The organism is Rhodoferax sp. XS2R6, assembly GCF_056521365.1.
Genome location: NZ_JBWMAY010000004.1, coordinates 260,926 through 279,337 on the forward strand (window position 1 = coordinate 260,926; position 18,412 = coordinate 279,337).

Sequence of the window (18,412 nt, forward strand, 5' to 3'; positions counted from 1 at the left end):
GGGTGTTTGCCAGATTATAAAAATGCCGGTAGCAGGCTCCCGGAGGTGACAGGTGGGATTCTTGAGCATAGCTGGCAGACCAGCTGGGAGGCAGGGTATGAAAACCCCTGGTCGCTTACTTTGCGTAACAAAGCGTCTGCTTTTGGCAACGTTGCTGCAGAGCAAAATGGCAAAAAACCTTTGCCGCTCAATGATCTTGCTGCTAGCATTGAAGTGATTTCTTAAGTTTCACCAGCCAGTTGCTGGTTTGTTTCAGGGGACCGTTTTGATCTCATTGGGGTCGTTATTCAGTCGACAGCCCGCTCCTATGCTCGGGCTGGACATCAGTTCGTCCAGCGTCAAGCTGGTGGAGCTCGGACGTGACAAGGCCGGCAATCTGGTCTTGGAGCGCTGTGCCATTGAGCCGCTGGAGCGGGGTTGGATTTCCGACGGCAACATCGAGAAATTTGACGAAGTGGCTGAGGCAGTGCGCCGGCTAGTCAAAAAAAGCGGTACCAAGACCAAACAAGTGGCTATGGCGCTGCCACCCTCTGCGGTGATTACCAAAAAAATCATCTTGCCGGGTGGTATGACCGATCAGGATCTGGAGATGCAGGTCGAGTCCGAAGCCAATCAATACATTCCCTTCCCGCTTGATGAAGTGAGTCTGGACTTCTGCGTGATTGGTCCAAGTGCTTCGTCTGCTGGTGATATCGAGGTGCTGATTGCGGCCTCTCGGCGGGAAAAAGTGCAAGACGTACAAGGTTTGGCCGAAGCCGCGGGGCTGACTCCGGTGATCGTAGACGTGGAGTCTTACGCCTCGCGCCTGGCTGCTGGGCGACTGATTGCCAATCTGCCGAACGAAGGCGCTGGGTTGATTGTTGCGCTGTTTGAAATTGGTGCATTGACCACAAGCATGCAAGTCATGCGCGATGACGAGGTACTTTACGATCGCGACCAAGCTTTTGGTGGTGCGCAACTGACCCAGTTAATCGTGCGCCAGTATGGTTTCTCCCAAGAAGAGGCGGAGAGCAAAAAGCGCAGTGGCGAGCTTCCTGAAGACTATGAGTCTGCAGTTTTAAAGCCTTTTATAGACACGATGGTGCAGGAATTGGGTCGCGCATTGCAGTTTTTCTTCACTAGCACGCCGCACAACAAAGTGGACTACATCATGTTGGCAGGTGGATCTGCCGCCTTGCCTGGCTTGACCAATGCGGTCACCCAGCACACCACCTTCCCTTGCAGCTTGTTGAATCCTTTCGACGGCATGGAAATTGGGGATGGCGTCAGGCTCAAGCGTATGACGCGTGAAGCACCGTCTTATTTGACATCTTGTGGTTTGGCCTTGCGGAGGTTTGCGCAGTGATACTGATCAACCTACTGCCCCACCGCGAGGCGGCGCGCAAGCGTCGCCGTGATTTATTTAACGTATCAGTGGGTGCTTCGGCGTTGTTGGGAGGGCTCATTGCCGGATCCATTTTTATTTGGTATCAGGCCGCGATCACATCTCAGCAATCCAACAATACATTGCTGGAAACTGAAATTAAAAAGCTGGAAGCACAGATCAAGGATATTGCTACGCTGGAGTCAGAAATTGCCGCCTTGCGGGCCCGTCAGCAGGCCGTAGAAGACTTACAGTCTGACCGCAACTTACCAGTTCATTTGTTGACGGAATTGGTTAATCAACTGCCTGATGGCGTCTACGTCAACAGGATGACGCAAGTGGACCAAATGGTGACATTGAACGGTGTGGCTCAGTCCAATGAGCGGGTGTCTGAGCTGTTGCGTAATTTGGCGAATAACACCTCGTGGTTTTCCAAGCCGGAACTGATCGAAATTGTTTCTGGAAGTGCTGCAATTTCTGCCAAAGAGCAAAAGCGCGTCGCCAATTTTGTCATCAAGGTTCGTTTAGTGCGTGCGAGTGAGGCGGAGAAGAATGCGGCTCAGGCCGCTATGGCTGCGTCTAGCCCGATTCAGCCTGCGTCGGCAGCGGCCCCTGTGTCTGCCAAACAATAGACATTGCGTATGGCCAAAACCACATCTCCATCGATCGATTTTGCAGCTTTTCAGGAGAAACTGGCGAGCCAGTTTCGCGATCTCGATCCCAAAGACCCCTCTCTGTGGCCTTCGATTCCGCAGTACGCATTATTTGTATTTACCACCGTGCTCGTCGTCGTAGCGCTCTGGTTTGTTTGGCTCAGTGGATCTGAGGAAACTCTTAAACTGGAGCAGGATAAGGAAGTTGTCCTGCGCGAGGATTACAAGAAGAAGCTCGTGAAAGCCGTCAATCTGGATGTTCTTCGTAAACAACGGGAACAGGTGCAGCAGTACGTGACCCAGCTAGAGAAGCAACTGCCAAGCAAAGCGGAAATGGATGCCTTGTTGTCGGATATCAACCAAGCTGGTTTGGGGCGCAGTTTGCAATTCGACCTTTTTCGACCAGGGCAGGTAGCGGTAAGAGAATATTACGCAGAACTGCCGATTACTCTGCGTGTCGCAGGGCGCTACCACGATATCGGTGCATTCGCTTCCGATATCGCGCATTTGTCGCGAATCGTGACCTTGAACAACTTGACAGTGACGCCCCGTTCTGATGGCACATTGATACTGGATGCTACGGCCAAAACGTTCAGGTACCTGGACTCCGGTGAGGTTCAAGCCCAACGCAAGGCCACTGGAGCGAAAAAATGAAGCTCTACTGCTGTATTTTGAGTGCCTGCTTTTGTATTTTGTTGGCCGGATGTGGTGCTTCCAGCGACGATGAGATAAGACAGTGGATGGTTGATGAGCGCAATCAAACGCGCCCCAAAGTCAACGCTATTCCTGCACCCAAACAGTTTTTGCCTGAGCCCTATGCCAGTGCCGCTGCTTTGGAACCCTTCAGTAGTCAGAAACTGACCCAAGCCTTGAAACGTGATTCGGCACAGACGGTGTCCAATGCGGCCTTGGTGGCGCCAGAGTTGGCCCGTCGCAAAGAGCCTTTGGAGGCCTTCCCTCTGGATACCATGGCTTTGGTCGGCAGTATTGTCAAGTCGGGGCAGCCAGTGGCTTTGGTCAGGGTTGATAGCTTGTTATACCAAGTCAAAGTGGGCAACTATCTGGGCCCGAACTATGGGCGAGTCATGAAAATCGATGAGACCGAAGTCACTTTGCGTGAAATTGTGCAGGACGCCGTTGGCGAGTGGATTGAACGCGCTGCAACCCTGTCGTTGCAAGAGAGGTCGAAATGATGATTCCTATGCTTATGCGAGAACTGCTAATGTACAAAAGAGTTTGTGCGGCCTTTCTGTTGTCTTTGTGTGGTTTGGTGTATGCCCAGCCCGCGATTGAGGCCGTGACTGGCTCCATGCAAGGAGGAGGGGAGGTCATCAAGATTGATCTCTCTCAAGCCTTGACTGCCTTGCCGACGGGTTTTGCTATTCAATCCCCGGCGCGGATTGCTTTGGACTTTCCTGGAGTGTCAAATGCCATGGGGCGTTCGACAGTAGAAATTAACCAAGGCAATTTGCGCTCTGTCAGCGTCGTTCAAGCGGGCGAGCGCACCCGTGTCGTGTTGAATCTGAAGCAACCGACCGCCTACAAGGCTGAGATTCAGGGTAAATCGCTGTTAGTGGCTTTGGAGCCAGTGGTAGCCAGTGCCCCGGCTGCAATCACTAATTTTGCAGAGAGCCGCAATCGGGATAGTGCGCCTTTGAAGGATTTGGATTTTCGCCGTACGTCGGATGGTGCGGGCCGTGTTGTTGTAACTTTGCCCAACAACCAAGTGGGTGTGGATATTCGACAGCAAGGCCAGACCTTGGTTGTCGATTTCATGAAATCGACCTTGCCTGAAGGTTTGCGCCGCAAGCTGGACGTTAGTGATTTTGGTACACCTGTGAAGTCTGTGACTTCCGTCCAATCGGGTGACCGTGTGCGCATGATCATCGAACCGCAGGGGCAATGGGAGCACTCGGCTTACCAGAGTGATGAGCAGTTCGTGGTGGAGATCAAGGAGATCAAGGTTGATCCCAAAAAACTTACCCAAGGCGTGGGATACAACGGCCAGAAGCTGTCCTTGAATTTTCAGAATATTGAGGTTAGGAGTCTGTTGCAGGTTATCGCAGACTTTACCAATTTCAATATCGTGACTTCGGATTCTGTATCCGGCTCGGTGACCTTGCGTTTGCAAGATGTACCTTGGGATCAGGCGCTGGATATCATTTTGCAGGCTAAGGGCTTGGGATTGCGCAAGAGCGGCAATGTGTTGTGGGTTGCACCCAAAGATGAAATCGCGGCTAAGGAAAAACTGGATCTGGAGTCTGTAGTGGCAGTGCAAAACCTGGAGCCCTTGCGCACCCAAGCATTCCAGATCAATTACGGCAAAGCTTCAGACATTGCCGCTGGTTTGGTCGCTGCTGGCTCTGGCCCTGGCCAAGGGGTAACGCCAAGCCGGATTTTGAGCAGCCGTGGCAGTGTGATCTACGAGAACCGCACCAATCAGTTGTTTGTGACTGACATCCCCAGTAAATTGGAGCAGGTGCAGCAGTTGATCGCCAAGATTGATATCGCCGTGCGCCAAGTTTTGATCGAGGCACGTATCGTCGAGGCGTCGGACAGCTTTGGCAAATCTTTGGGTGTCAAGTTGGGTGGCGGCGGCACAGCGGCTGCCTCTGGTGATCGGCCAGGCTTGGCTATCGGTTCTAGTTATGTGGCCGGGTCTGCAGCAACCACTTCTGGAAATTTTGTTAATTTGCCTTCCACTGGCGCTTTGGGATCGAGTAGCCCAGGTACGTTCGCTCTATCCATCTTTGGCGCAGGTGCGGATCGATTTCTAAATTTGGAAATCTCCGCTTTGGAGGCAGATGGCAAAGGCAAAGTGGTGTCCAGCCCCCGCGTAGTGACCGCGGATCAAATCAAAGCGCTGATTGAGCAAGGTACGGAGTTGCCTTACCAAGTAGCCTCTTCTAGTGGTGCGACGTCGATCGCGTTCCGCAAAGCCAACTTGAAGCTGGAGGTGTTGCCGCAAATCACCCCAGAAGGCAACATCATCCTGACGTTGGATGTAACCAAAGACACGGTGGGTCAGTCCACACCAGCAGGTTTTGCGATTGATACCAAACACATCCAGACCCAGGTCTTGGTGGAGAACGGCGGAACTGTGGTGATCGGCGGTATCTTTACCGAAGACCAGACCGAGAGCGAAACCAAGGTGCCATTCTTTGGCGATCTGCCAGGCTTGGGTGTTTTGTTCCGCAATCGTTCCAAGTCCACGACCAAGCGTGAGATGCTGGTATTCATCACCCCCAAGGTGTTGTCTGACAAAGCAATCGCCCGTTAACGCTGGAGTCGGTGGGTGAGTTTGTCTTGCATCTGAGTATCAGCCTGGTCGGTTTGCCCGGCTCAGGAAAAACTACTGTCGGGAGGCAGCTTGCACGCAGGCTTCGCCTCCCTTTCGTTGACTCTGACCATGCCATCGAATCCCGGCTGGGGTGTTCGATTCGCGAGTTTTTTGACCGGGAAGGCGAAGCCAAGTTTCGAGACATTGAGCAGGACGTGCTGGATGACCTCACGCAGTCCCCAACGTCGGTGATTTCCACGGGGGGAGGGGCTGTGTTGCGGCATGCCAACCGGGAGCATCTGCATGTTCGCAGCCATGTGGTCTACCTCAAGTCCACCCCCGAAGAGTTGTTTCGACGCCTGCGCCACGATGTCAGTCGTCCTCTCCTCCAGGTGGCTGACCCCTTAACCCGCATGCGCGATTTGTTTGCGGTGCGTGATCCTTTGTACCGTGAAACCGCCCACTTTGTGCTGGAAACTGGACGTCCCTCCGTGGCAACGCTTGTCAATATGGTGGTCATGCAGTTGGAGTTGTCCGGGCATTTGCCCGCAGCCTAAGGTAACCTTATCGGCTTGTGTGATCGGGGTGCGTGCGCCTAGCCTCTAAACTCGGGGTATGACGACGCCTACTTTCTCCACCGTTTCTATCGATCTGGGGGAGCGCAGCTATCCCATCCATATTGGCACTGCCTTGCTGGCCCAGGCTTCCACCTACGCCCAGCTCCCCAAGGCAGCCCATGCCGTGGTGGTGACCAACACCACCGTGTCTCCCTTGTATTCTGATACGCTGGTATCTGCTCTGCGCGCGCGTTACCCGGCTGTGGAACTGGTGGTGTTGCCTGATGGTGAGAGTTACAAACACTGGCAGATGCTGAACCAGATATTCGATGCCCTGCTGGGCAAGGGCTGTGACCGCAAAACCATTTTGTTTGCCCTGGGCGGTGGTGTGGTGGGGGACATGACGGGTTTTGCCGCCGCCAGTTACATGCGTGGCGTGCCGTTTGTGCAGGTGCCCACCACCCTGTTGGCGCAGGTGGATTCTTCGGTAGGCGGCAAGACCGGCATCAACCACCCTATGGGCAAGAACATGATCGGCGCGTTCTACCAGCCGCAAATGGTGGTGTGTGACATCGACACCCTTAAGACATTGCCAGCGCGCGAATTGAGCGCGGGCCTGGCAGAGGTCATCAAATACGGCCCAATTGCCGATCTGCAGTTTCTGGACTGGATTGAAGCCAACTTGGACGCCTTGCTTGCGCGTGACCCCCAGGCCCTGGCCTACGCGGTGCAGCGCAGCTGTGAGATCAAGGCCTGGGTGGTGGGCCAGGACGAGCGGGAAGCCGGGCTGCGCGCGATCCTGAATTTTGGCCATACATTTGGCCACGCCATCGAAGCCGGGCTGGGTTATGGCGAATGGTTGCATGGCGAAGCCGTAGGCTGTGGCATGGTGATGGCAGCGCATCTGTCGCAGCGCCTGGGCCTGCTGGATGCCGACTTTGTGAAGCGCTTGACGGGCTTGATCGCCAAAGCCGGCTTGCCGATCCAGGGCCCCAAACTGGATGCGGCGGACAATGCCGGGCGTTACCTGGCGCTGATGCGCTTGGACAAAAAATCGGAAGCCGGCAACATCCGCTTTGTGGTGATTGATGGCCCAGCACGTGCGGCCGTGCGCGGCGCACCGGATGCAATGGTGCGCGAGGTCATTGACCACTGTTGCGTCTGATTCGCTATTGATTTAATAGCTTCTCGCGCATATTCCATAAGCTCTAGAGCCAGATTTCATGCCAAAAACCTTGCGCCCCTACGCCTGTGATCCCGCGCAATCGCGTGGGCGGCGGTATGCGCAGCCGGATGCGCCCACGCGCACCGCCTTTCAGCGTGACCGTGACCGCATCGTGCACTCCACGGCCTTCCGGCGGCTGGTCTACAAGACGCAGGTGTTTATCAACCACGAAGGGGATTTGTTCCGCACGCGGTTGACCCACTCGCTGGAGGTGGCCCAACTGGGGCGGTCCATGGCCCGCACCTTGGGGCTGAGCGAAGACCTGGTGGAAACCATTGCGCTGGCCCATGACCTGGGGCATACCCCGTTTGGCCACGCGGGGCAGGACGCGCTCAACGAATGTATGGAGCCCTATGGAGGCTTTGAACACAACCTGCAAAGCCTGCGCGTGGTGGACTGGCTGGAAGAGCGCTACCCGCAGTTCGACGGGCTCAACCTAAGCTTTGAAGCGCGCGAAGGCATTCTCAAACATTGCTCGCGCCGCAACGCCCAGGCGATCGAGGCGGTGGAGCCTTCCTATTCCGATGGCGGCGGTGGGGTAGGGCGCCGTTTTCTGGACAAGGCGCAGCCCAATCTGGAGGCACAGCTCTGCAACCTGGCCGACGAGATTGCCTACAACGCGCATGACATTGACGATGGCGTGCGGTCTGGCCTGCTGACGCTGGAACAGCTGCAGGACGTTCCGCTGTTTGCCGGGTTCAGCCAGGCCGCACTGGCGCAGCACCCCGATCTGAGCCAGCCCTCGCAGGCGCGACGCTGGTTGTACGAGTCCATCCGCCTGATGCTGAGTGCGCAGGTTTACGACCTGATGGCCGCCACCCAGATCGCGTTGGATGCGGCACAACCGGCGTCCGTGGTTGACGTGCGCCAGCACCCTGAGGCGCTGGTGTGTTTCAGTGCCGACATGCGGGCCCAGTCCCGGGCCATGAAAGCCTTTTTGTTCAAGCACCTGTACCGCCACCCCCAGGTCACGCAAACCATGGCGCAGGCCAAACAGGTGATTGCGGATTTGTTTGCGGCGTATTGTGATGCCCCCACACAAATGCAAAACGAAGCAGCAGTTCGTCTGGCCGCACAAGCACCGACGCACCACCTGCACGATGCCAGTGTGGAGCGCCGGATCGCTGACTACATTGCCGGCATGACCGATCGGTTTGCGCTGCGCGAACATGAACGTCTCACAGGAAAACGCCTGTTTGCCGCATGAGCCAGACTTGCACAACGTCCATGTTTCCCTCTACCAACCCTCCAGACTCCGACACAGTGGCTGTCATCGCCGCCATGCAGCAGTGGCTGGAGCGTGCCGTGATCGGCCTGAATCTGTGCCCCTTTGCCAAGGCGGTGCACGTCAAGCAGCAGATCCATTACGTGGTCTACCCGGGCGACGATGCCCAGGAATGCCTGGCTGTGCTGCGTGCCGAGTTACGTGACCTGGCCGTGGCGGACCCGGAGGTGCGTGACACCACCTTGCTGATTGCCCCCCATGCCTGGCCCGATTTTCTGGACTTCAATGACTTTGTGGACCAGGCCGATCGGGTGTTGCGAAAAGCCAAGCTGGACGGCGTGTTGCAGATCGCCAGTTTTCACCCCCAATTCCAGTTTGCCGACAGCGAACCCAATGCCATCAGCAACTACACCAACCGAGCCCCGTTTCCCACCCTGCATTTGCTGCGCGAAGTGAGCCTCGATAAGGCGGTCCAGGTTTTCCCCAACGCTGAATCCATTTTTGAAAAAAACATCGAAACGCTTGAGCGTCTGGGGCATTCCGGTTGGGATGCGTTAGGGCTGACACCCTCCAAGGAATCATCATGAATAAGTCGGTACACAAGCGGGGCAGCAAACCGGCTCCAGCGCCAGCAGCCCATCCCCTGGCCGATGACGTGCGCCCCGGGCAATCTATCCAGCTGTTGCAAGAGCTGCACATCCTTACGCGTGAGGGAAAACTCAACCAGGACTCGCGCCGCAAGCTCAAGCAGGTTTACCACCTCTACCAGTTCATCGAAAAGCTCATGCTGGAGCTGCCACCCAGCAGCACTGGCACGCTGACCCTGGCCGACCACGGCGCGGGCAAGTCTTACTTGGGCTTCATCCTGTACGACTTGTTCTTCAAAAATATGCCGGCTAGCCACCTCTACGGCATCGAGACGCGGGCTGAACTGGTACTGAAATCGCAGGCGCTGGCGCAACAGCTGGGCTTTGGGCGCATGAGTTTTCTCAACACCAGCGTGGCCGAATCGACCCAGTCCGCCGCCTTGCCGCCCACCTTCGACGTGGTCACGGCATTACATGCCTGCGACACCGCTACCGACGATGCCATTGCGTTTGGCCTGCAAAAGAAGGCCCGTGCTTTTGTGTTGGTGCCCTGCTGTCAGGCCGAGGTGGCGCGCCACTTGAGCCAGAGCAAGGCCTTGTCGCTCACCCGCACGCCGCTGGCCGAGCTATGGCGTCACCCGCTGCACACGCGGGAAATGGGCAGCCAGATCACCAATGTGCTGCGCTGCCTGTACCTGGAGGCCCATGGCTACCAGGTGACGGTGACCGAGCTGGTGGGCTGGGAGCACAGCATGAAAAACGAGCTGATCCTGGCCCGCTACACCGGCCAGCGCAAACGGGCGGCCGCCCAGCGCCTGCGCGCCATTCTGGAAGAATTTGGCTTGCTGGCCCTGCTTGACACACGGTTTACATTGCCAGAAGACAATGCGCAGGACAACGCCTTGCCAGCCTGAGCCGTTGAAGGTGCTGGCGAGGTGGTTCGCTATCGTGAAACAGGAGTTTGTATGCAAAAGTTTGTGAAGTTGACGGGTTCGGTTGTTGTCGTGTTGGCCTTGGCCGCCTGTGCCAGCAGCAGCCCGGACGTCATTCAGCGCGGTGATGCCCAGCGCATGGCCCAGGTGCAAGACGGCGTGGTGCTGTCGGTGCGCAACGTGGTGGTGGACGGCAGCCAGACCGGTGCCGGTGCGGCAGTTGGCGGTGTGGTGGGCGCCATTGGTGGTTATAGCGGCAGCAGTGTGTCCCGCGAAGCCCAGGTGCTGGGGGTGCTGGCGGGGGTGGCTGGTGCGGCTGCCGGCAATGCCATCGAGCGGTTTGCCACCAAGGAAGACGCGGTTGAAATCCTGGTGCAGCTTAAAGGCGGCGACCGCCGTGCCATTGTGCAGGCCAAGGGTAACGAGCAATTGGTCGCCGGAGATCCGGTGATTCTGGTGACCACGGGCGGCAAGGTGCGCGTGACCAAGGCACCCAAGTAAGCTGACCTGGATCAATACTGCCTGGGAGCTACGGCTCCACAATGGGACCCGAACGAGCGCAATGGAGCGCTCGTTGTCTTTTGGGGTTCCCTGCCATGCCGATCGAGCTGTACAAAGATGCCCATCACTGCTGTGTGATGTTTACCGACCTGGTGTCCGACGAAGCCGAGGCCGTGCAGGCCAACCAGTTCCTGATCGTCAACCACGGCGCGGGTGTCATCCTCGACCCCGGTGGCAACATGACCTACAACGAGCTGAATCTGACTATGCGCAAGTACATTGCGCCCCAGCACCTCGACTACATCCTCGCGTCACACGCCGACCCCGACATCATTGCCTCTTTGGATCGGTGGATGACCGCGACCCAGGCCAAACTGGTGATCTCCAAACTCTGGGCGCGCTTTGCGCCCCACTTCTGCAAGATTGGCAAAACAGAGGATCGCATTATTGCCATCCCGGACGAGGGCGGCCTGCTGCGTTATGGCAAGGCAGACCTCTGGTTGCTGCCCGCCCACTTCCTGCATTCCGAAGGCAATTTCCAGTTTTACGACCCAGTCAGCAAGATCCTGTTCTCGGGCGACCTGGGCGTATCCCTTGTCAGTGGTCAGGAGGCCCAACAGTTCATCACCTCGCTGACCCCCATGCCCCCTGGCATGGAAGCGTTTCATCGCCGCTACATGGTTAGCAACAAGATTCTCCGGCTGTGGGTGCGCATGGTGCGGGATCTGGATATCGCCATGATCGTGCCCCAGCATGGCGCACCGCTCAAGGGCGAGGCGATTGGCCAGCTGCTGGACTGGTTGGAAACCCTGTCTTGCGGCATTGATCTCATGGGAACCCCGCAGTACCAGCTGCCGCAATCGCGGCTCTGAGTCCGCCCAGTCTGGCCCTGGCTTTCGGGCAAACTAGGGGCATGGCACGTCTTCCCCGATTGACCCTGGCGGCGCACCCGCACCATGTCATCCAGCGTGGCAACAACCGCCAGCCCATTTGCCTGGACAACGCAGATTTTCAGACACTGAAAGACGTGTTGGGCGAGTGTGCCCGGCAGCACCAGGTGGCTGTGCATGCCTTTGTGCTCATGGACAACCACTTCCACCTGCTAGCCACGCCGCCCACGGACGAGGCACTGCCCAAAATGATGCAGGCCTTGGGGCGCAGTTATGTGCGGTACTTTAATGACCGCCACCAGCGCAGCGGCACCTTGTGGGAAGGGCGCTACAAATCCACCCTGATCGAGTCCGACCGTTACCTGCTGGCCTGCATGGCCTATATCGACCTTAACCCGGTGCGGGCCGGCATGGTGGCCCATGCTGCCGACTACCCCTGGTCCAGCTACATGCACTATGCAGGCATGCGGCCAGACAGGTTGCTCACTCCCCATCCCCTGGTCTGGAACCTTGGCAACACCCCGTTTGCGCGTGAGGCTGCGTACGCCCAATTGGTGCAGGCGGGTCTTACATCTGTGCAGCAGTCGGCGCTCACCGAAGCGGCATTGCATGGCTGGGCCCTGGGCGCGCCCGAGTTTCTGGATGCGCTGCAGAAAAAGACCCCACGGCGATTGCGTAAAAGTGTGCCTGGCCGGCCATCCAAGCCTGCCATTTCAGAATAAAAGTGACCTTCAATCCTTATAGATACTGCGCAAGCAGCTATCAATTTTGATATGTCCCTATTTAATTCTTGATTAAAATATTCAACAAATAAATAGAATCTGACCCCATTTAAAGTGTTTGGCACTTTTGTTGCATTGCAGTATCCTCCGATTCCACTGTAATTTTCAGGAGTGCGCCATGACCACGGCAGCCGAAATCCAACACCTCAAAGACCACGGTTTGTATTCCACCGCCAATGAGCACGATGCGTGCGGCGTGGGTTTTGTGGCCCATATTCGCGGCGAAAAGAGCCACGACATTGTCAAGAACGCCCTGAAGATCCTCGAAAACCTGGACCACCGGGGTGCGGTGGGGGCCGATGCCCTGATGGGCGATGGTGCCGGTATCTTGATTCAGCTGCCCGATGCGTTGTACCGCGAAGAGATGGCGGTCCAGGGCGTGACCCTTCCGCCACAGGGCGAATACGGTGTGGGCATGATCTTTTTGCCCAAGGAGCACGCCTCCCGCCTCGCCTGTGAGCAGGAGATGGAGCGCGCCATCAAGGCCGAAGGCCAGGTGTTGTTGGGCTGGCGCGATGTGCCGGTCAACCGCGATATGCCCATGTCGCCCACCGTGCGCGAAAAAGAACCCATCCTGCGCCAGGTTTTCATTGGCCGCGGCAATGACGTCATCGTGCAGGACGCGTTGGAGCGCAAGCTGTATGTGATCCGCAAGACCGCCAGCGCCGCCATCCAGAATCTGCAGCTCAAGCACAGTAAGGAATATTACGTTCCCAGCATGTCCAGCCGCACCGTGGTCTACAAGGGCCTGTTGCTGGCCGACCAGGTAGGCGTGTACTTTAAGGACCTGGAAGACGCGCGCTGCGTGTCGGCCCTGGGTTTGGTGCACCAGCGCTTCTCTACCAACACCTTCCCCGAGTGGCCGTTGGCTCACCCCTACCGCTATGTGGCGCACAACGGTGAAATCAACACCGTCAAGGGCAACTACAACTGGATGAAGGCACGCGAAGGCGTGATGTCCTCGCCCGTGCTGGCGGCCGACCTGCAAAAGCTCTACCCCATCAGCTTTGCCGACCAGTCCGACACGGCCACCTTCGACAACTGCCTGGAACTGCTGACCATGGCCGGCTACCCCATCAGCCAGGCCGTGATGATGATGATTCCCGAGCCTTGGGAGCAGCACACCACCATGGACGAGCGTCGCAAGGCCTTCTATGAGTACCACGCGGCGATGATGGAGCCCTGGGACGGCCCAGCCTCCATCGTGTTCACCGATGGCCGCCAGATAGGCGCCACGCTGGACCGCAATGGCCTGCGCCCTTCGCGCTACTGCATCACCGACGACGACCTGGTCATCATGGGCTCCGAGTCCGGCGTGTTGCCCGTGCCCGAGAACAAGATCGTGCGCAAATGGCGCCTGCAGCCCGGCAAGATGTTCTTGATCGATCTGGAGCAGGGCCGCATGATTGACGATGAGGAGCTCAAGGCCAACCTGGCCAACAGCAAGCCTTACAAGCAGTGGATTGAAAACCTGCGCATCAAGCTCGACGATGTCAAATTCGACGAGCGCCGTACGGAGGTCGCTCTGTCTGCGGTGGTGGCTGGTGTGGAGCCCAAGCGCATTACCGACACGGTGAGCCTGCTGGACCGCCAGCAGGCCTTCGGTTTCACGCAAGAAGACCTGAAGTTCCTGATCGCCCCCATGGCCAGCGCTGGCGAAGAAGCCATCGGCTCCATGGGCAACGACAGCCCCTTGGCCGTGTTGAGCGACAAGAACAAGCCGCTGTACAGCTACTTCAAGCAGCTGTTCGCGCAGGTGACCAACCCACCGATCGACCCGATCCGCGAAGCCATCGTGATGTCCTTGGTGTCCTTCATCGGCCCCAAGCCCAACCTGCTGGACATCAACCAGGTCAACCCGCCCATGCGGCTGGAAGTGGCGCAGCCGATTCTGGACTTTGCCGACATGGCCAAGCTGCGTAATATTGAGCAGCACACCCAAGGCAAGTTCCGCAGCCAAACGCTGGACATCACCTACCCGCTGGTCTGGGGCCATGAGGGCGTGGAAGCCAAGTTGGCATCCTTGTGTGCCGAGGCCGTCGATGCGATCAAGGGTGGCAAAAACATCCTGATCATCAGCGACCGTGCAGTGAACGCCACCCAGGTGGCCATTCCTGCGCTGCTGGCCCTGTCTGCCATCCACCAGCATCTGGTGGGCGCTGGTTTGCGCACCACTGCAGGCTTGGTGGTGGAGACTGGAACGGCCCGCGAAGTGCACCACTTTGCTGTGCTGGCGGGTTACGGCGCCGAAGCCGTGCACCCCTACCTGGCAATGGAAACCCTGCAGAGCATCCACAAGGACCTGCCGGGCGACCTGAGCGCCGACAAGGCCATCTACAACTACATCAAGGCGATCGGCAAGGGCCTGTCCAAGATCATGTCCAAGATGGGTGTGTCCACCTACATGAGCTACTGCGGTGCCCAGCTGTTCGAGGCCATTGGCCTGAACACCGAGACCATCGACAAGTACTTTACCCGCACGCCCAGCCGCGTGGAAGGTATCGGCGTCTTCGAGATCGCCGAAGAATCCATTCGCACGCACAAGCTGGCCTTTGGTGACAGCCCCGTGCTGGCCAACGCGCTGGAAACCGGCGGTGAATACGCCTGGCGTGTGCGTGGCGAAGACCACATGTGGACGCCCGATGCGATTGCCAAGTTGCAGCACTCCACCCGTGCCAACAACTGGAACACCTACAAGGAATACGCGCAGATCATCAACGACCAGAGCAAGCGCCACCTGACGTTGCGCGGCCTGTTCGAATTCAAGATCGACCCCGCCAAAGCCATTCCGGTGGACGAAGTGGAAAGCGCCAAGGAAATCGTCAAGCGCTTTGCAACGGGCGCCATGTCCCTGGGCTCGATTTCTACCGAAGCCCACGCCACGCTGGCCATTGCCATGAACCGCATCGGCGGCAAGAGCAACACGGGTGAGGGTGGTGAAGATCCCGCACGTTACCGCCAGGAGCTCAAGGGCATCCCGATCAAGCAAGGCCAGACCATGGCCGACATCATCGGCAAAGACGTGGTGGAAGTGGACATCCCCATGAATGCCGGCGACAGCCTGCGCTCGCGCATCAAGCAGGTCGCTTCCGGCCGCTTCGGTGTGACGGCCGAGTACCTGAACAGTGCCGACCAGATCCAGATCAAGATGGCCCAGGGTGCCAAGCCCGGCGAAGGTGGCCAGTTGCCCGGTGGCAAGGTGTCCGAGTACATCGGCAAGTTGCGCCACTCCGTGCCTGGCGTGGGCCTGATTTCGCCCCCGCCGCACCACGACATTTACTCGATCGAAGATCTGGCCCAACTGATCCACGACCTAAAGAACGTGGCACCGCACTCCGGCATCAGCGTGAAGCTGGTGTCCGAAATTGGTGTGGGCACCATTGCCGCCGGCGTTGCCAAGTGCAAGGCCGACCACGTGGTGATTGCCGGGCACGACGGTGGTACCGGTGCTTCGCCCTGGTCGTCCATCAAACATTGCGGTAGCCCCTGGGAAATCGGCTTGGCCGAAACCCAGCAAACGCTGGTGCTGAACCGTCTGCGTAGCCGCATCCGTGTGCAGGCCGACGGCCAGATGAAGACCGGCCGCGACGTCGCCATTGGTGCCCTGCTGGGTGCCGATGAATTCGGCTTTGCCACCGCGCCGCTGGTGGTGGAAGGCTGCATCATGATGCGCAAGTGCCACCTGAACACCTGCCCGGTGGGTGTGGCCACGCAAGACCCCGTGCTGCGTGCCAAGTTCTCCGGCAAGCCCGAGCACGTGGTCAATTACTTCTTCTTTATCGCCGAAGAAGTGCGCCAGATCATGGCCCAGCTGGGCATCCGCAAGTTTGACGACCTGATTGGCCGCTCGGACCTGCTGGACACCCGCAAGGGCATCGAACACTGGAAGGCCCAGGGCCTGGACTTCGCCCGCCTGTTTGCACAGCCCCAAGTGCCGGCCGATGTGCCCCGCTTCCAGACGCTGACGCAAGACCACGGCCTGGAAAAAGCCCTGGACAACGTGCTGATCGCCAAGAGCCGTGCTGCCATCGACAAGGGTGAAAAAGTCCAGTTCATGGAAGTGGCCCGCAACGTGAACCGCTCCGTGGGCGCCATGCTCTCGGGCGCGGTGACCAAGGTGCACCCCGAGGGCCTGCCGGATGACACCATCCGTATCCAGCTCGAAGGCACCGGTGGCCAGTCCTTTGGCGCCTTCCTGACCCGTGGCATCACGCTGTACCTGATTGGTGACGCCAACGACTACACCGGCAAGGGCCTGTCGGGCGGCCGCGTGGTGGTGCGCCCCAGCATCGACTTCCGCGGCGACGCGATTCGCAACACCATCGTGGGCAACACCGTGATGTACGGCGCTACCACCGGTGAAGCCTTCTTCAGCGGCGTGGGCGGCGAACGCTTCGCGGTGCGTCTGTCGGGTGCCACTGCGGTGGTGGAAGGTACTGGCGACCACGGCTGCGAATACATGACCGGCGGCACCGTTGCGGTGTTGGGCAAGACCGGCCGCAACTTTGCAGCCGGCATGAGCGGCGGCATTGCCTATGTGTTTGATGAAGACGGCCAGTTCGCCAAGCGCTGCAACACCGCCATGGTCAGCCTGGAAAAGGTGTTGACCGCCAAGGAACAGGAAGCCAGTCTCGACAAGGCTATCTGGCACCGTGGCGAGAGCGACGAAGCCCAGCTCAAGAAGCTGCTGGAAGACCACAACCGCTGGACCGGCAGCAAGCGTGCCCGCGAGTTGCTGGACAACTGGGATACCTCGCGCGCCAAGTTCGTCAAGGTCTTCCCCAATGAGTACAAACGTGCTCTGGGTGAGATTCATGCACAAAAAACGGCCAAGGCCCCCGTTAAATCTGCGCCAGCAGCTACAAAAAAAGAAGCAGTGCCCGCCAAGTAAGGCTGGTCTGATCTAACGTACAAGGACACACATCATGGGAAAAGTCACTGGCTTCATGGAGTTTGAGCGCCTCGAAGAGGGCTACAAACCCGTCACCGAGCGCCTGAAGCACTACAAGGAATTTGTGGTGGGCCTGGACGATGCGCAGGCCAACAAGCAGGCCGCGCGCTGCATGGACTGCGGCACACCGTTCTGCAACAACGGCTGCCCGGTCAACAACATCATTCCGGACTTCAACGACCTGGTTTACACGAACAACTGGAAGGCGGCGATCGACACGCTGCACAGCACCAACAACTTCCCCGAGTTCACTGGCCGCATCTGCCCCGCGCCCTGCGAGGCCGCCTGCACGCTGAACGTGAATGACGAAGCTGTGGGCATCAAGTCCATCGAACACGCCATCATCGACCGCGCCTGGTCCGAGGGCTGGGTCAAGCCCCAGCCCGCCAAGATCAAGACCGGCAAGAAGGTCGCCGTGGTCGGCTCCGGCCCCGCCGGCATGGCCGCTGCCCAGCAGCTGGCGCGCGTGGGCCATGACGTGACCCTGTTCGAGAAGAACGACCGCATCGGCGGCCTGTTGCGCTACGGCATCCCAGACTTCAAGATGGAAAAGACCCACATTGACCGCCGTGCCGAACAGCTGGCCGCCGAGGGCGTGACCATCCGCACCAGCGTGCTGGTGGGCGAGATGCCCAAGGACACCAAGGTCACCAATTGGGCCAAGGAAACGATCAGCGCCGCGCAACTGCAGAAGGATTTTGACGCGGTGCTGCTCACCGGTGGTTCCGAGCAATCGCGCGATCTGCCCGTGCCCGGCCGCGATCTGGATGGCATCCACTTCGCCATGGAGTTCCTGCCCCAGCAAAACAAGATCAACGCAGGTGACAAGCTCAAGGGCCAGTTGCGCGCGGATGGCAAACACGTCATCGTCATTGGCGGTGGCGACACCGGCTCCGATTGTGTGGGCACCAGCAACCGCCACGGCGCGGTCAACGTCACCCAGTTTGAGGTGATGCCCCAGCCGCCCGAAGAAGAAAACCGCCCCATGACCTGGCCCTACTGGCCGCTGAAGCTGCGCACCAGCTCCAGCCACGAAGAAGGTTGCGAGCGTGTGTTCTCTATTTCCACCAAGGAATTCATCGGCGAAAAGGGCAAGGTCACTGGCCTGAAGACCGTGCAGGTTGAATTCAAGGACGGCAAGCTGGTCGATGTGCCCGGTACCGAAAAAGTGCTGAAGGCTGACCTGGTGCTGCTGGCCATGGGCTTTGTGAACCCCGTGGCAACCATCCTGGACGTGTTCGGCGTGGACAAGGACGCCCGCGGCAACGCCAAGGCCAGCACCGAGTTCATCGGCGGCTATGCCACCAATGTGCCCAAGGTGTTTGCCGCTGGCGACATGCGCCGTGGCCAGAGCCTGGTGGTGTGGGCGATCCGCGAAGGCCGTCAGGCCGCGCGCTCGGTCGACGAGTTCCTGATGGGCTTTAGCGATCTGCCCCGGTAATCTCGGGTAATCCCTTATGATTCCA

Annotated in this window: 16 protein-coding genes; all 16 read left to right on the top strand. The window is 58.4% G+C overall.

From position 1 onward, the window contains the following. Positions 1–6 precede the first annotated feature (6 nt). Positions 7–225: a hypothetical protein gene (locus AC097A_RS14965; protein ID WP_479621463.1), complete on the top strand. Its 219-nt coding sequence runs from the start codon at positions 7–9 to the stop codon at positions 223–225. A gap of 40 nt (positions 226–265) precedes the next feature. Beyond that, positions 266–1,345 carry a pilus assembly protein PilM gene (locus tag AC097A_RS14970; protein ID WP_105262727.1) on the top strand — a complete coding sequence of 360 codons (1,080 nt, stop codon included), beginning with the start codon at positions 266–268 and terminating at the stop codon, positions 1,343–1,345. Further along, positions 1,342–1,995, top strand: coding sequence for a PilN domain-containing protein (locus AC097A_RS14975; protein WP_479621464.1), 654 nt, complete (start codon positions 1,342–1,344; stop codon positions 1,993–1,995). Before AC097A_RS14970 ends, AC097A_RS14975 begins: the two co-directional genes overlap by 4 nt. Positions 1,996–2,004: 9 nt before the next feature. Next, the gene (locus tag AC097A_RS14980) at positions 2,005–2,670 is read left to right on the top strand and encodes a type IV pilus inner membrane component PilO (protein ID WP_479621465.1); all 666 of its coding nucleotides are present in this window, start codon (positions 2,005–2,007) and stop codon (positions 2,668–2,670) included. After that, complete coding sequence (locus AC097A_RS14985) at positions 2,667–3,209, top strand: pilus assembly protein PilP (RefSeq protein ID WP_479621466.1); 543 nt, start codon at positions 2,667–2,669, stop codon at positions 3,207–3,209. The genes AC097A_RS14980 and AC097A_RS14985 overlap by 4 nt, the downstream gene beginning before the upstream one ends. A gap of 29 nt (positions 3,210–3,238) precedes the next feature. Further along, positions 3,239–5,296, top strand: a complete 2,058-nt coding sequence (locus tag AC097A_RS14990) for a type IV pilus secretin PilQ (RefSeq protein WP_479621603.1) — start codon at positions 3,239–3,241, stop codon at positions 5,294–5,296. Positions 5,297–5,328: 32 nt separating this feature from the next. Then, positions 5,329–5,853 carry a shikimate kinase gene (locus AC097A_RS14995; RefSeq protein WP_315495580.1) on the top strand — a complete coding sequence of 175 codons (525 nt, stop codon included), beginning with the start codon at positions 5,329–5,331 and terminating at the stop codon, positions 5,851–5,853. A gap of 58 nt (positions 5,854–5,911) precedes the next feature. After that, positions 5,912–7,018: a 3-dehydroquinate synthase gene (aroB, locus tag AC097A_RS15000; RefSeq protein WP_479621467.1), complete on the top strand. Its 1,107-nt coding sequence runs from the start codon at positions 5,912–5,914 to the stop codon at positions 7,016–7,018. A gap of 58 nt (positions 7,019–7,076) precedes the next feature. Continuing rightward, positions 7,077–8,285, top strand: coding sequence for a deoxyguanosinetriphosphate triphosphohydrolase (locus tag AC097A_RS15005; protein WP_479621468.1), 1,209 nt, complete (start codon positions 7,077–7,079; stop codon positions 8,283–8,285). 20 nt (positions 8,286–8,305) lie between these two features. Beyond that, positions 8,306–8,890, top strand: a complete 585-nt coding sequence (locus tag AC097A_RS15010) for a DUF1415 domain-containing protein (protein ID WP_479621469.1) — start codon at positions 8,306–8,308, stop codon at positions 8,888–8,890. Further along, a complete protein-coding gene (locus tag AC097A_RS15015; RefSeq protein WP_479621470.1) occupies positions 8,887–9,804 on the top strand; it encodes a class I SAM-dependent methyltransferase in 918 nt (305 codons plus the stop codon). Before AC097A_RS15010 ends, AC097A_RS15015 begins: the two co-directional genes overlap by 4 nt. Before the next feature lie 51 nt (positions 9,805–9,855). After that, complete coding sequence (locus AC097A_RS15020; RefSeq protein WP_105262719.1) at positions 9,856–10,323, top strand: hypothetical protein; 468 nt, start codon at positions 9,856–9,858, stop codon at positions 10,321–10,323. A 95-nt stretch (positions 10,324–10,418) separates the two neighbouring features. After that, the gene (locus tag AC097A_RS15025) at positions 10,419–11,195 is read left to right on the top strand and encodes an oxygen-binding di-iron domain-containing protein (RefSeq protein WP_105262718.1); all 777 of its coding nucleotides are present in this window, start codon (positions 10,419–10,421) and stop codon (positions 11,193–11,195) included. A 41-nt stretch (positions 11,196–11,236) separates the two neighbouring features. After that, entirely contained in the window at positions 11,237–11,935 is a 699-nt protein-coding gene (locus AC097A_RS15030) for an REP-associated tyrosine transposase (RefSeq protein WP_315480811.1), read from the top strand. A 178-nt stretch (positions 11,936–12,113) separates the two neighbouring features. Then, positions 12,114–16,886, top strand: coding sequence for a glutamate synthase-related protein (locus AC097A_RS15035; RefSeq protein ID WP_479621471.1), 4,773 nt, complete (start codon positions 12,114–12,116; stop codon positions 16,884–16,886). 34 nt (positions 16,887–16,920) lie between these two features. Beyond that, entirely contained in the window at positions 16,921–18,387 is a 1,467-nt protein-coding gene (locus tag AC097A_RS15040) for a glutamate synthase subunit beta (protein WP_479621472.1), read from the top strand. The last annotated feature ends 25 nt before the right edge of the window (positions 18,388–18,412 follow it).